The sequence below is a fragment of the Paenibacillus sp. FSL M8-0228 genome, from assembly GCF_038007385.1.
GTDB lineage: Bacteria > Bacillota > Bacilli > Paenibacillales > Paenibacillaceae > Paenibacillus > Paenibacillus polymyxa_D.
Genome location: NZ_JBBOXA010000001.1, coordinates 3686968 through 3701032, shown reverse-complemented (window position 1 = coordinate 3701032; position 14065 = coordinate 3686968). Strand labels below are relative to the sequence as shown.

The following is a 14065-nucleotide window of genomic DNA, read 5'->3' as shown; positions in this document are numbered from 1 at the left end:
GAAAAAGCTCTGCTTGCTATATAGCTGGTAGAGTTTTTTAGTACTTTTGTATGATAAAACTGAAATATGTACTGAATCAATCGTAACTTTTTACATATGATTCGCGTCTATCAAAATGGAGGTCCTGAGAATCATAGAGTGCAAGAATTTCATAAGCGAAAATATAGAGAATGGTAGGGTACATAATGAAGAAAATTTGTTTATTTGCTTTTTTGTTTCTGTTTCTACTAGCATTTCCAAGAGAGAGTCACGCTGCCTCTTCGAGTTCACATCTTCAGTTAGACGGTAAAGATATAAGTGTTGGCAAAGGTGTTCAGATTCAAGAAGTAAAGGGGAATATACTGGTTCCACTCCGTCTCATTGTAGAGGAATCGGGTTATAGCGTGAATTGGGAGTCCAAGACAGGGACCATAACTATACATAAGCAAAATCTTAACCTCAGTCTTCAGGTCAACAATCCCATGGCCTCTGTTAATGATCATCAAATGGGATTGGCTGTAGCGCCTTTGCTTAGAGAGGGGACGACTTATGTTCCGCTTCGCTTTGTATCCGAACAGACAGGGGTTGATGTGGTCTGGAACAACGAGCTTAAAACCGTGTTCCTGACGACTCCACCTGCTTCAAGCGGGAATAGCGAGTCCACTCATGATCATTCTGCTACTCCAGCTGTAAGTAATCCTAAAGAGAGTGCGCGCACGGCTATAAACCAAATTAGCTTCGCTAATCACCAATTGACTATAGCTGTTAATGGAAAAGTAACCCCCAAAGTAACTACGTTGACTCATGCAGACCGTATTGTTGTAGACATACCGGATACAAAGTTTGCTGAGGAATTTCTAGCATCGCAATCATTTGACAATAGTGGACAAGGAAGTTTTCCAGTCACAGAAGATCCAGATGTTTCCCAAGTAAGATATTCCATGTTTAGTACAACTCCCGCATCGGTACGTATTGTGGTTGATCTTAATAACAGCACACCTTTTCATATACTCAATGCAGATGATGGTAAGGTTGTTATAGCATTGGATCAGGAAACGGAGGAGCCATCAACTACCGAGAACGTTTTACCTACCATACCTGTTGCACCTGTGATTTCTTCCGATGGACACGCGCAAGGGATTGACGTCTCACACTATAATGGCAATATTGATTGGCAGCAAGTGGCAGCGGCAGGTAAAACATTTGCTTTTATTAAAGCTACAGAGGGCACAAAATATCAAGATAATCAATTTTTGATAAATGTACAGGGTGCCAGAGAGGCTAACATCTTGGTTGGCGCTTACCACTTTTTGAACGCAACTACCGCGGATGGAGCTCGTCAGGAAGCTGCTAACTTTGCTAGGGCTCTAGATTCAGCAGGAGGCAGGCTGGATCTGCCCCCTGTGATGGACTATGAAAATAACCCCAAAGGTCTTACTCCTGCACAAATTAATGAAGTGGCTCATGCCTTTTTGGATGAAATGGAGAGGCTTACCGGACGTCAGCCGATCGTATACACGGGTAATGTCTTTGCTTCCAAGTTTGATCCTACATTTTCTATGTATAAACTGTGGGTAGCCCGATACAGCACTACGCAAAAGCCGACCGCGGTTCCAGCTTGGAATAACTGGTGGGCTTGGCAGTACAGTAGCACAGGCAGTGTTCCGGGTATTCGAGGCCAAGTGGATTTGGATGAATACAACGGAACGATAGATGAACTCCGGGCTTCACTTGGAGGAGAGCTCGATTAGCATAATCATATTATGATCAATCCTCGCGAATCCGGAACAGGATCTGCGAGGATTTTTAATGTCTGATTTGTTTAGTTGGGCATGATCCATACGATTTCGCTGATTCGAACAAAGAATTTTTTCCCATATACATCTAAAATAACATGGTCGGGCTTACAATCAACTACGCATCCATCAATTCTGCCACGAGTGGTCTCAAGTACAACGTACTTGCCGATCACCGATTTTAATGTTTCTACGACGTATGGATCTACAGGGTGCACCACGACGTGGTGAGAGGTAGGATGGTGAGGAAAAGGTTGATTAACGTTGTAATTGAGCATTTGATTTGAATTCAATTGCTTCACTCCTTCAAGATTAGTTGTGTTATCCTATGCTCCTGCCTAGGAAAGGTGTAGGCTAATGCCCATCAGCGAAAACATTCATAACATTGCCAAAAAGCCCGGTCCATGGGAAAGCTCAATACATAAGCTATGTTGTACCTTGAATTGAAGGAGGCAATGACCATGAGTGAATGTGAAAGAGGTTGTGGCGGCGGTTCAGTAGGAGGCTACCCAGGAGTTTGGACATCGACAGGAGCTATTCTGGTACTGTTCATTCTGCTCGTTATCATTACGAAGTCTTTATGGGTTTAATTTAAAATGAGTAGCTTAACCCCCCATCGGTATATAACTGATGGGGGGTTAAGTGTTTTAGAGGATGGAATAAATGATAAAACACCTCAAATAACAGCGTACAAGCCCTACACAAATGGTACCGGGCGGGACAGCTGTCATTTGAGGTACATTGGCATCTATAGACAGGAACGGACAATGGGTCAGGGATTAAATTAACGCAATCGCCAGCAGGGTGAACAGGCTCAATGTTAAGATTTGATTCCCATACCCGTAGCCAGGATAAAAGGCAGACGTTTGTACACGTCCGTTCCGTTCTGTTTTTAAGTACACATTATTACGATCCACATCCATAATGGTTCCTTCGTACTGTTTTCCGTCCATGGTGAGAATACGTACTTTTTTATTCATGCAGTTCAAACAGTTGTAGTAAGCGTCCATTCCATCACCCCCTCTTATACATTGGCATTTTATGAGAGGGACGGTCTTATGGTAACGGCGAACATACAGGGAAAAGGTATTCCCTCGAACTTAAGACCTGACTAGAGTTAGCCTATTCTTGATAGGGATTAAAAGAGAAGCCAGGATATCCGTTAGTATAGGCGTAATCTCTTTGGGGGACGGCTTGATAGTGTGGTGAAGCATCAGCAAGCCTCACATGTATCCCAGGTTTTCGGGGGGGGGCTGCTGCTTGCAGTCATTGGGAGGACCGATGATGACAGGCTTTTTAATAGGGACGAGCGCTTCCTGAACCTTATTCTCATCCAGGCAGTAAGTATGAGCCATAATGTTATTTGGCGTTAGGCGCAAAATGTCAGATCCCAGTATAAATTCAGGGGTCGGGGCATCAAAAATCGTCAACAAATGAGTGTTATCCATCGTGGCGACCAGATAATGCCACCATCCTTGAGGGACGTTAGCCACTTGGCCAGGTGTGATCGGAAAATGTCGTAACTCGCGGGTAAAGGGGTTAATCAGTGACACGGTTACGGCTCCAGAGATGCAGTAGACCAGTTCTGTGGCATTTTGATGATAGTGAGGCTCCACAACATTAGCAGTGCTGAGGCGAATATCCAGCAGCGATACATTTGCCAATGTATTCAGCTGCTGGATCGACAGCTCGTTGATCGAATTTTGAGCATCCTTCTGAAACAAAACATTGTCTCTTAAATCATAGGTGAATTGTACAGTAGGAGAGGTGTAATCCATATATGAATTCACGCGTCGTTTCCAGCCTTTCTGTTATTCGAAATTTGAGGATCGTACGCTACTCTATGCATACGCCCATATATGTGTGCGCGGAAATGTGATTTGAATTCATAGAAATCAGGCTTCGGTCCCGGGTAAGTTAAAGCGAAAAATAGCGAAAAAAGTCACGTATTCAAGTGTATCCAGAACATGCTCCATTGCTTTTAATACACGTCATTCCTTTAGGGATGGCGTTTTATTTGCTTGGGTAGTCTTAGGACCAGAGCCGGATGATACGTAAATGCGGCTTGTGGTATACTGCAACGGACGTGTGAAAGCATGATTGTCCCATTCCGTATGTAGCCACGCGTCATTTCTGCAGCTAGGCATAAGTTATGTCATAAGAAACATCATCGGATAAACGTCCCTGAGTTGTACAGGCCGGAATGGTTGCACCGGACAGAACATGAAAGAGGAGGTTGTCTGGAATATGAAAAAATTATCTATTTTAATCCTGTCCTGCGCATGTATGTTAGGTACTGTATTGTCAGTCGCACCAGGACAAGCACAAGCACAATCGTCAGCTTTGAAGAAAGGGGTTCAAAGCGAACGGGTGCTGGAGCTTCAACAGCGGCTTCATTTGCTCGGTTATTTCAAAGCCGGGTTTACTGGGTACTATGGTTCTCTGACCAGTAAAGCGGTGACTCGTTTTCAACGGGATAACGGTCTGACACCTGATGGAGTAGCCGGAGCTGCTACACAAGCCAAGCTGAAATCCTTCGGTAAGGTGCGCGTAACCGCGCTGGATCAACTGGCTCGTATCATTTATTCTGAGGCGCGCGGAGAATCGTTTGAAGGTCAAGTGGCTGTCGGGGCTGTCGTATTAAACCGTGTTCAGTCCGGCGAGTTTCCAAGCTCGATCCCGGACGTTATTTTGCAGCCTGGCCAATTCACCGCTGTACAGGATGGACAATACCGCCTGAAACCCAACAAGACTGCGTACCGCGCAGCCAGACAGGCACTTAATGGTGCTGATCCGACCAATGGGTCCTTGTTTTATTACAACCCGGCCATTGCCACAGCCAAATGGAGTAAAAGTCGCCCGGCTGTCATCTCACTCGGGCGCCATACGTTTACGAATTAATTTCACATGAGAATACGCAAATCTCTAGCCGTCAGTTGCTTCTTTAGGAGCAGTGACGGTTTTTTATATTCGCAAATTTGTAATATATTAGTGGTGATTCATCTGATTTAATATTAAAAATTCTACCTATTATTCCGATACTCTTAATAGACAAAAAAATGAAATTAAAGGAGTCTTTCTAAAATGAGTCAACATCCTTACACTATCGAAGTAGATCAAGCCATGAAAACGGTACATATGGCGGTGAATGGAGTGTTTAGCCAGGAGGAGTATGATAGCTTTGTAAAAGATTATGTAGCCAAAACCTCATCCATTCAGGCGTCCAGCTTTACACTCAAGGTAGATTGTACCCAGATGGCACTTTTGGGTCCAGGAGAAGTGGAAAAATTGAAGGGCTCATTTGTACGTTATAAAGAAACCGGATTTGCCAAAGTAATCTTTGGTATCAGCCTTCAACAAACCATTATTAAAATGCAGCTTGGTCGAGTAGCACGCGAAGCAGGATTAAACAACGTAGATATTGTTGTACAATAATGCGCTGACGTTTGTGTAAGGGGGAAGCCTGATGAGCCATATCAAAATAAAAGCACTGGGTGTGTACCATCCGTCCCATTCGTTGGATAATGAATACTATGTTCGCCATTTTGACGAGCGGGGCAAAGATATTCGACGCTTCATGGAGCATATGGGTAGAAAACAGCGTTATATCATTGATGATCCGAACGAAAACGGTTTAACCATGGGAATTGCGGCTGCGCAAAAAGCTTTGGAACAGGCTGGTATGACAGGCTGTGACGTGGATATGATCGTGTTCTCCACTCAAGTTCCTGAGTCACTGTTTCCGATGAATGCCTTGTTTGTTCACCATGCGATTGGGGCCAGACCTGATGTGGCCGTGATGGATTCCAACGCGAATTGTGCAGGCATGACAGTCGCTGTCGATCAAGCCAGTCGGTCGATGTTATCTAATCCTGACGTGCGGACAGCGCTTATTATCGGTTCGGATTATAATTCACTCATTTCCGGTCCGGAGGATGAGATTACTTATGCGAACTATGGAGATGCTGCATGTGCGGTTATTTTGGAGCGTACAGAAGAAGACACCGGATTTATAGATTCTATGTATTTTACGGACCCAGTCAATATAGATAAAATTTTGTACCCGGCTCAGGGGTTAGCGGCAACACTCCAAAGGAATGCCCCCGGAAAATATATTCAGTGGCTTCCGTTCGATGCTAATATGGCCTTGCCTCCTACATTTGATCTGCTTGAACGCATTTTAAAAAAGAATGGGCTATCGCCTCAGGATGTACGGGCTTATTGTCTGTCTCAGTTCTCGTTAGCAAATGTATTAAAGATTCGGGATCACTTGGAGCTAGAGGATGCCCAAATGATTTATGTGGGTGATCGATATGGTTACACAGGAACCAGTAGCCCGTTCATTGCTCTACATGAAGGTATTGAATCGGGTCGTATCCGGCGCGGTGATTATGTGCTGTTCTGGACGATTGGAGCTGGGTATCAGCTGGTTGCTATGTTGTTTAAATATTAGTTATGCGAAGACCTTGCAGCTGCAAGGTCTTTTTGTGTATCACACAATGACAATTGTAATGATTTGGTTGTGTTATGTTTGATTATTTTGTAAAATTTAAACATTGAATTCATAAGGGAGAGCTTATATTGCGGCATCGGATAGCATGACAATTGTGACAGAAAACATAGCACACATTTCATAATAGGAGCTGAAGGGTCATTAAGATCGAAAATTTATTTTATGGAGAACGAATAAAGCTGGCCGCAGTCAGGGAAGAAGATGCCGAAGTGATGTTCAAATGGGGTGAGGATGCGAAGTATCTGCGAAATGTAGATACGGATTTAGCGCTTCCTTACACGTTGAAACAGATGGAGTCAGAAGGATCTCCCAGATCTAACGAGGTCTATTTTCGATTAAGAACATTGGCAGATGATGTCTTGATCGGATTTGTTGCTATCCACGGGATTGAGTGGAATAATCGCAGCGGACAACTGGCAATAGGTATAGGTAATACGGAGTACCGTTGCAAGGGCTTTGGGGCAGAAGCTGTAGGTCTCATTCTTCGTTATGCGTTTTATGAGCTCAATTTAAATCGGGTCGGCTTGGATGTGATTGAGTACAATACACAAGCGATCCGAACTTATGAGAAGGCGGGGTTCCAGCTTGAGGGTAGAGTTCGTTCCGCTGTTCTTCGTGATGGCAACAGTTATGATCGTATCATGATGGGTATCCTGTATTCTGAATGGAGCTCGACTGTTCAAGTATAATAGATACACAATTTGTTCATAAAATATTCCATAATAAGCCTTTTAATAATGTAAAAAGAGGTTTATAGTTAAGGGGTCACATGCCCAAATGGTTATTAATTTGAGTATGAGTCAAAGCTGAGGAGGAATTTACATGGCAAACGTTGTAAGATCCATCACTTCACCCAAGAAATTTATTTCTGGACAAAATCTGCTCTCGTCGTTAAATGACTATATTAAGGATTATGGCGATAAAGCCTTTGTTATCTGCGATGAGTTCATACTTGAAAGGGCCCAAAAGGAGGCAGGCGCTTCAATTGAAGCAGCTGGTAACCAAGTGGTCTTCGAGAAATTCCAATATGAATGTACAAAAGAAGAGATTGATCGTAACCGCGAATTGGTGCGTAAACATGGTTCGAACATTATCATAGGCATTGGCGGGGGAAAAACATTGGATACCGCTAAGGCAACGGCTTATTATGAAAAGCTGCCTGTTGTTATTTTCCCAACGATTGCTTCTACAGATGCTCCTTGTACCGCGCTTGCGGTTATATACAAAAAAGATGGCTCTTTCGATGAATATCTGTTCCTGCCTACTAATCCAGACGTTGTACTGGCGGATACAGGCATTCTGGCAGCAGCGCCTGCACGTTTCTTTGCAGCTGGAATCGGTGATGCACTGGCCACTTATTTTGAAGCTCGTGCTTGCTATCAGGCCAACGGGGATAACCTGGTTCTGAACAAGCCTTCCACTACAGGGCTGGGACTTGCTCGTCTTTGTTATGATACGTTGCTGGAAAATGCTGTGAAGGCCAAACGTGCTGTGGATCGTAAAGTATATACTCGTGCGGTGGAGGATACGATTGAAGCTACCATTTATCTGAGCGGTGTTGGTGCAGAATCAGGTGGATTGGCAGCAGCACACGCCATTCATAATGGTATGACGGCTGTTCCTTCGCTTCATAAAGCACAGCATGGTGAGAAAGTCACATTCGGTTTGTTAACCCAGCTAGTGCTGGAAAATGCACCGAAAGAAGAACTGGAAACCGTGATTAAACTGGTTAAGGATGTAGGCCTTCCATTGACACTTCGTGACTTGGGTGTAGAGGAATTTGTTGAGGCTGAATGGCGCCAAGTGGCTGAAGCTGCTTGTGCATCGAATGATACAATGGTCAACATGCCGTTCCCGGTTAGTCCTGCTGACGTGTACAATGCAATCATTGCAGCGAATGCAATAGCAGAATCCTATCAAGAATAGTTTCTTCCTAAATCACGAAAATGGGTTTGCAAAAACGGGTCTGTCACATCACTGGCAGACCCGTTTCGTGTACGTGCACTACATGTGAAACGAAAGAAGGATACCAGGGACTTATATCCTATCTTGTTCTGACCGATATACATGTAACAGGGAAATTAGGTTGGTTACACAGCAGGAGGAGATTTGATGTTGGTGCATGGTAAAACACGTAGGGGCAACTTGTACATCCATATGTCCAGCGGTTTTCACAAAATTGGAGATTATCGGGAAGAATACTCTGTAGCACCGGGTGATCGGCTGATGTCTAGACTGTCCAAGCGGATCTACACCATTGTATCCGTACATCTTGGAGAAGAGGCATATGCCGATATTGATCTAGAAGAGGTTATCAGGAATAGTTAGAGAACTTTATTTGGATTTTGGTATAAAAAAGCTTTCACTTTGCTTCTAGAGCGAAGTGAAAGCTTTTTTCTTTCAGTCCAGAGATTCATGAAGAAGGTCTCGTGTAATGATATTATTTTGGTTCATAAAATGTCTGATTGCTGCTTGTGAATTGGTTGCCGACAGTTCCTTACCCCATGTCATGGCATAGGCCCAGGCTGGCTGGTTCTGCAGCACCTTCGCACTCGGCAGAATATTACTTTCTCCGATTCCCATAGGCTTGCCCTGCGCAAGCTTTAGTAATTCGGTGTAGTAAGAGGATTTGTAATCATTGTTATAGATATCAGCTGCAAGAATATCTACCCGGTTAATACCTGGGAAGGAAAGATCATAAGGAGTGCTATATGCGTTTGGGGCATTGGGACTCCACACCCACAACAGGTTATCCAGATGATGGACATGAGTAAATCGATCATACATTAAATTCCACAACTTGGCGTAATTTTGCTTGTCTCCCCACCAAAACCAGTTGCCGTTCATTTCATGATAGGGCCTCCATAAAACAGGTACATCCGCGTCTCGTAAGGTCTTAAGGGACAGAGCCACCTCATCCAGATCGGCGATCAGTTGTTTATATTGCGGGGTACCTGGCGTGATGTAACGATTAAATTCAGCTTGAGTAATTTTTGCTTGTACGTTTTTCCACGTTTTGGGTTTGCCCGGTAGCGCCTGATGGAAGGTAACAGCTACGATTCCGCCGCCCCGACTCCATTGGATAGCACTATTCACAACATGCTGACGTTGCTCTCGTAGGGCCGTAAGAGACTGATTGGCTAATCCTCCAAACTCATAGCCGTGAAGCCCTGCGTATTGTCCGCTGATTTGTTGTAGCTTGTTATTTTGTTCATCCGGTGCCTCTAAGTAATCATGCTGCCCGGAAATTAGCATACCATCCGGTACATTAGATAGGTAGGCAAGTAATTGCTTGGCTTTGGCAGAGGCCTGAACATTAATTGGCGGGGCGGCATCGGCAACAATGAACGATTGCTGAGAGCCGCTGAAGAGTAAAACAAGCATTAGCAGTAGCACCCTCTGTAACCAAAAGCGTGTTGAGTGAGATTTCATGGCGCTCCTCCTTTGATGCATGGTAATGGGATTAGTATTTTTCTTTTTGCTTTCTAAGCTGTATATAGGCACTAATAATAATCACCAGCAGACTAATCATGGCCCATCCATTGAATTCCTGTGAGTGTATCCAGTTGTCCCATACAAGGAAGCCTAAAATTACAACGAGCAAACTCATTGTGAGATACATTTTGGTTTGTGCTGGACGTTGAGTGCGTTTCGAAATCCAATGTATGATGCCGAAAACGATGGCTGCCTGAAATAAAAATATACCCATTATCATTAAACTTGCTAAAAAGATTGGGGACATCGGTATCCTCCTCCTGGGTTTACAAACAGAATATGCAGGTTGTAAACGGAATGTGGATTCTTGGATGTGAATTTAATTGCAAGTTGAGTAAACAATTGAGCACTGGTTACGATCTTGAACAAGTTGACTAAATTATACCATAACTACCGTCCTGCAATGAAAGACGTCTAAATACCCACTCTACCTTGATTCGACATCAGACTTTATATTCAGCGAAATATTGACATAAGGGGGTACACTTCACATATATGAAGATGCAATCAGAAATATGTGGTAAGTATATACATAAAAGCAACGCGAAATCGACGGAAAAGTTTGGTATGATTAAAGTGGATTGAAAAGGAGGTACTCTTATGAATGAAGAAAACAGACCCTTCTCTAGATCAGCAGATGCTGAAGGAGCAAAAGCGAACTTTGATGCCAATCAGCGGAAGCTTCACTCCGAGGGAGTGCCTAGCTTATGGCGTCAGGTCAGCAACCTGCTGATTCTGGTTGGTGTGATTGCATTGATTATCATTTTAGGTCGAGTGCTCTAATGAGATATCCCAAAAAAATCAAAAAAAATTTAAAGAATTAGGGATGTGAAATGGTGCTAAAGGCAGCTTTACTTTTTATATTGGCTGGCATCGCTGAAATTGGAGGAGGATATTTGATTTGGCAGTGGCTGCGGGAAGGGAAGACATGGTATGTCGGACTTTGCGGCGGATTAATTTTAGCTGTGTATGGAATTATTGCTACCTTTCAGGTATTTTCCTCCTTTGGGCGTGTATATGCAGCATATGGTGGTGTCTTTATTGTTCTTTCCATTGCATGGGGCTGGTGGATTGATAAAAAGACACCCGACTTGTACGATTTCATTGGTGGATTGATTTGTTTGGTCGGTATAGCTGTAATCCTGTTTCCGCGATCAGGATGATAGGACGAAAAACCCTTTTTTTATTTTTAAAAACATGACTATAGGTCTACAAAAACAAGCTTCATATTCCGAAATAGAACTTAAGGAGGGGGTTCTATGAACTGGAATCAAATGAAGCTTAGATTGAAATTTGGCAGTACCATGCCAAAGAATGAAGGTAATTTCTCTTTTGGTATCATGTGTGGACTCTTAATCAGCATCGTGCTGTGGATCTCGATCATTGGCTGGATCATGCTGATCTTTAAGTGATTTTACGAAATCGCTGTACATATCAAAACAAATGCATTAAGGGCTACTTTAAACCTATGTCCTATTACCCACGCTTTATTTTGTGAAATCGTTACGTAACTTGTCTATCCCGCGACCTATGGCTTCATCAATCATATCGGTAGCAGCAGGTGTATCTGCATCAGTGTCAGGAATGCGATTAAATCCTGGCTCGCGCTTGTCCAGGGATTGTTTATGTTCAATTTGATCGTCAGTACGATTCTTTTCAGAGTTATTATCTCTCATAGCACATCACAGCTCCTTTTATTAGGTACATCAGCTTCTATACTTTACATAAACGTTTGTACTCCAGACTAAACGTTGATAAAAATAAAACCGGGGGGGAGTAATCCCGCCCGGCACTTCCCAAACAACTAGCGATGCTCAATCAGATCAATCGCTCCCAGAACAACATGAGCCAGTCCGAAACCGAGAATGCCTGTAGCTGCAAGTTTGTACTTACTGCTCAGCAACACAGCGCCTGAAGCCGATACTACCGTTCCAAGAACAGCTGGAATCATACCTTCACGCATTCGTAACACCCCTTCTGGTAGTTTGGAAAGACGTTTATTAGTGTAATTCAAATGTGCATAAGTTATACAAAAAGAAATTTTATTATTTTTTTTAAAAAAAACTTTACAATCCGATGAAATTATCGTATTATATGTTGGTGCCCGGTTGAACGACATTTACATAGCGAGAACACTTCTTAATAAGTAAGCTTCTCAGATACTTGTAAGACAAGAACAAGTAAGTGTAAAATAGCGTTCCTAAGATTATGCCGGGGTGGCGGAATTGGCAGACGCACAGGACTTAAAATCCTGCGGTAGGTGACTACCGTACCGGTTCGATCCCGGTCCTCGGCACTATTGTTTTTCTTTTGAATCCCTTGATTATCAAGGGATTTTTTATTTTTTAGTGATTGAAATCCTGGCTTCCATATCACAGGATCACAGGGAGCGAGCGCCTTTTTCGCTCCTGGGGACGGATTGGGGACGAACTTTTGGATCGAAGACATCGAGGTGTGCTGTTGTTTTACGACTAAGCTTCTTGGTGATGTGAGCATAGGTATCTGAAGACACCTGAGATGTGGAATGTCGTAATCGATGTTGAATCTCCTTGATAGATGCTCCCTGGCCCAGCAATACGTTGCATTTGTATGGCGGAGATCATGAAGTGATACATTACGGAAGCTGTGCCGCTCACACCAGTTTTTCCACTGCTGGGACGGCGTTGTATGGTAATAGGGTTTCCCTGTACCTGAATGAAAAACAAAGTTACGATCCCCGCCTTTCCATGTCCCATTTGCCTTTGTCTCAAACCTTAATTTCCGCATGCTTTTAACATGGACGGCCAGTTCCTCCATGTACCATTGTGGCATATCTACATAATCGTTAGATGCTTCATTCTTGGTATCTGTAATGTCCGCCTGGCCATTTTTGGTGCTGTCAACCGAATACTGGATTTTGTCACCAACGACTATGGACGGGGACGAAACGAAACAAGAAAAGTGAAAATGGACTAAGGATGCCAGAAGTAAATTAGACCGTAAGGGCTTAAGCCTTTGCGGTCTTTATTGTAGGTGTCTAAAGTTCTAGACTGAAAAATAAAGTAATAGTCTGAATGAGAAATTATCTAAGATTAATACATTGGTCTCCTCATCAAGATACCAACCAGGTGTTTATCGTGCTCGAAGAAGAGATGTTCATTGATTTCCGCGATAGCCAAGTAAAGATTTCCCAAGATGTTGTTTATTGTACCAAGGGTGTCGAACACAAAACTTTCGCTAACCAGGAGTATCATATCATGTTAGTAGAGCCCAGGGGCGTAGTAAACACTGGCGAGACTGAGTCAGAATTAACAGCAGTCAATGATATTTGGATCTAATGCATTTAGCTTCAGTTCGATTATATCGTTAAAGTAACGGGACACGATAGTTCAACTTCACTTGCTGCTATGACGAGAACCGGATTCCCCTGTAAGGGTCCGGTTTTTTCTGCAACGCATTGCTTAGCGTACGATTTTTTCCGTTTCGTGAGGTGCCCCCTATATCGTGAGTACCATCGGGAAATTCTCCAGCTACACGATATTCTTCATTCGCGCCATTTCTATTGCTTCTTCGCGGTTGTTGACGCAGAGTTTTGAGTAGAGAATCGAGCAGTAATTGCGGATCGTTCCCTCCGATAAAAATAGCTTGGCGGCGATCGATTTGTAGCGCAGTCCGCTCAACAGATGCTCCAGAATCTCCATCTCGCGTTTCGTAAGCCCGTACGGGTAGTTTCCCTGACTTGAACCGATTTTCTCCAACTGCTCACGTTGACGCTTCATCTCTTCGAAAACTCGCGTAGCGACCGATTGGTCGATCCAGATTCCTCCATTATAAATAAGTTTCAAGGCTTCCTTCATCTCAATTTCCGAATGATTCAGACTATCATGCAATATAACTTCCCGATCCGTCAAGCGACAGAGGGTGGGGTAACTGCGGTTAGAACGTAGTTTAGCAAGCACGTCATATAAGACAGTTGACAGTTTGTCATGCGGTATATGTGACAGGTCCAAGTCAATGTCATCAAAAGCTTGGCGGTTTTATCACTGTTCGATTTAACAGTATCGGAGGTAAGATGAGGGGGTAAAGCAGAACAAGATTCTAAAATAATAGGAGCGATTGCGTTATGAAATCATTCACCATTCGAAAAGGAGTTGCACTTACTATAATAGCTATATTGGAGACGGATTCCTAACGCTGCTCTTTAACGATTCGCTACTTCAGGGATTTGAACTCACGTTCTTATTCAGCTGTACATTTCTTACAGGTGGTACGCAGAACTGAATGAATTGTTTAGCTTCGGCCG

General features: G+C 43.4%; 17 protein-coding genes, 1 tRNA gene and 2 pseudogenes. 12 read left to right on the top strand and 8 right to left on the bottom strand.

The genetic code is table 11. The features are described from left to right. Positions 1-185 precede the first annotated feature (185 nt). Complete coding sequence (locus tag MKY98_RS16500) at positions 186-1730, top strand: GH25 family lysozyme (protein ID WP_069010299.1); 1545 nt, start codon at positions 186-188, stop codon at positions 1728-1730. Between the two features lie 71 nt (positions 1731-1801). Here MKY98_RS16500 and MKY98_RS16495 read toward each other — a convergent pair whose 3' ends face one another. Further along, on the bottom strand, positions 1802-2068 hold the full coding sequence (locus MKY98_RS16495; RefSeq protein WP_025719729.1) for a DUF2642 domain-containing protein: 267 nt from the start codon (positions 2066-2068) through the stop codon (positions 1802-1804). A gap of 168 nt (positions 2069-2236) precedes the next feature. Here MKY98_RS16495 and MKY98_RS16490 point away from each other — a divergent pair, with 168 nt between their 5' ends. Continuing rightward, positions 2237-2365 (top strand): hypothetical protein, encoded by a 129-nt coding sequence (locus tag MKY98_RS16490; RefSeq protein ID WP_013371969.1) that lies wholly within the window; start codon positions 2237-2239, stop codon positions 2363-2365. A 189-nt stretch (positions 2366-2554) separates the two neighbouring features. On the opposite strand, the gene MKY98_RS16485 is transcribed toward MKY98_RS16490, so the two are convergent. Together MKY98_RS16485 and MKY98_RS16480 are read right to left on the bottom strand one after the other, a co-directional pair. Further along, the gene (locus MKY98_RS16485; protein ID WP_029517718.1) at positions 2555-2785 is read right to left on the bottom strand and encodes a hypothetical protein; all 231 of its coding nucleotides are present in this window, start codon (positions 2783-2785) and stop codon (positions 2555-2557) included. A gap of 112 nt (positions 2786-2897) precedes the next feature. Further along, positions 2898-3565, bottom strand: a pseudogene (locus tag MKY98_RS16480) (cupin domain-containing protein). A gap of 457 nt (positions 3566-4022) precedes the next feature. Here MKY98_RS16480 and MKY98_RS16475 point away from each other — a divergent pair. The 6 genes from MKY98_RS16475 (at position 4023) to MKY98_RS16450 (ending at position 8616) form a co-directional block, all read left to right on the top strand. Further along, on the top strand, positions 4023-4676 hold the full coding sequence (locus MKY98_RS16475) for a cell wall hydrolase (RefSeq protein ID WP_069010300.1): 654 nt from the start codon (positions 4023-4025) through the stop codon (positions 4674-4676). 183 nt (positions 4677-4859) lie between these two features. Next, positions 4860-5210, top strand: coding sequence for a hypothetical protein (locus MKY98_RS16470; RefSeq protein WP_029517714.1), 351 nt, complete (start codon positions 4860-4862; stop codon positions 5208-5210). 31 nt (positions 5211-5241) lie between these two features. Continuing rightward, a complete protein-coding gene (locus MKY98_RS16465) occupies positions 5242-6228 on the top strand; it encodes a ketoacyl-ACP synthase III (protein ID WP_208332683.1) in 987 nt (328 codons plus the stop codon). Between the two features lie 200 nt (positions 6229-6428). Further along, a complete protein-coding gene (locus MKY98_RS16460; RefSeq protein WP_081317512.1) occupies positions 6429-6977 on the top strand; it encodes a GNAT family N-acetyltransferase in 549 nt (182 codons plus the stop codon). Between the two features lie 133 nt (positions 6978-7110). Continuing rightward, on the top strand, positions 7111-8214 hold the full coding sequence (locus tag MKY98_RS16455; protein WP_029517711.1) for a glycerol dehydrogenase: 1104 nt from the start codon (positions 7111-7113) through the stop codon (positions 8212-8214). 186 nt (positions 8215-8400) lie between these two features. After that, positions 8401-8616: a hypothetical protein gene (locus MKY98_RS16450; protein ID WP_013311038.1), complete on the top strand. Its 216-nt coding sequence runs from the start codon at positions 8401-8403 to the stop codon at positions 8614-8616. A 72-nt stretch (positions 8617-8688) separates the two neighbouring features. Here MKY98_RS16450 and MKY98_RS16445 read toward each other — a convergent pair whose 3' ends face one another. Then, positions 8689-9720 carry a glycosyl hydrolase gene (locus MKY98_RS16445; RefSeq protein ID WP_029517710.1) on the bottom strand — a complete coding sequence of 344 codons (1032 nt, stop codon included), beginning with the start codon at positions 9718-9720 and terminating at the stop codon, positions 8689-8691. Positions 9721-9751: 31 nt separating this feature from the next. Further along, positions 9752-10030, bottom strand: coding sequence for a hypothetical protein (locus tag MKY98_RS16440; RefSeq protein ID WP_029517709.1), 279 nt, complete (start codon positions 10028-10030; stop codon positions 9752-9754). Between the two features lie 353 nt (positions 10031-10383). On the opposite strand from MKY98_RS16440, the gene MKY98_RS16435 reads away from it, so the two are divergent. From MKY98_RS16435 to MKY98_RS16425, 3 genes are all read left to right on the top strand, one after another. After that, on the top strand, positions 10384-10566 hold the full coding sequence (locus tag MKY98_RS16435; protein WP_029517708.1) for a hypothetical protein: 183 nt from the start codon (positions 10384-10386) through the stop codon (positions 10564-10566). A gap of 53 nt (positions 10567-10619) precedes the next feature. Then, on the top strand, positions 10620-10946 hold the full coding sequence (locus MKY98_RS16430; RefSeq protein ID WP_029517707.1) for a YnfA family protein: 327 nt from the start codon (positions 10620-10622) through the stop codon (positions 10944-10946). Positions 10947-11042: 96 nt separating this feature from the next. Continuing rightward, positions 11043-11195, top strand: a complete 153-nt coding sequence (locus tag MKY98_RS16425; protein WP_165149143.1) for a hypothetical protein — start codon at positions 11043-11045, stop codon at positions 11193-11195. Positions 11196-11270: 75 nt separating this feature from the next. On the opposite strand, the gene MKY98_RS16420 is transcribed toward MKY98_RS16425, so the two are convergent. Continuing rightward, complete coding sequence (locus MKY98_RS16420; protein ID WP_023989396.1) at positions 11271-11459, bottom strand: hypothetical protein; 189 nt, start codon at positions 11457-11459, stop codon at positions 11271-11273. A 128-nt stretch (positions 11460-11587) separates the two neighbouring features. Next, positions 11588-11746: a hypothetical protein gene (locus MKY98_RS16415; RefSeq protein WP_013311032.1), complete on the bottom strand. Its 159-nt coding sequence runs from the start codon at positions 11744-11746 to the stop codon at positions 11588-11590. A 247-nt stretch (positions 11747-11993) separates the two neighbouring features. Between MKY98_RS16415 and MKY98_RS16410 the strand changes: the two genes are divergently transcribed. Next, positions 11994-12079 (top strand) — tRNA-Leu (locus MKY98_RS16410). A 1213-nt stretch (positions 12080-13292) separates the two neighbouring features. Here the strand turns inward: MKY98_RS16410 and MKY98_RS16405 are convergent. Next, positions 13293-13622 (bottom strand): annotated as a pseudogene (locus MKY98_RS16405) (response regulator transcription factor); the annotation flags it as partial. Positions 13623-14065: the final 443 nt, after the last annotated feature.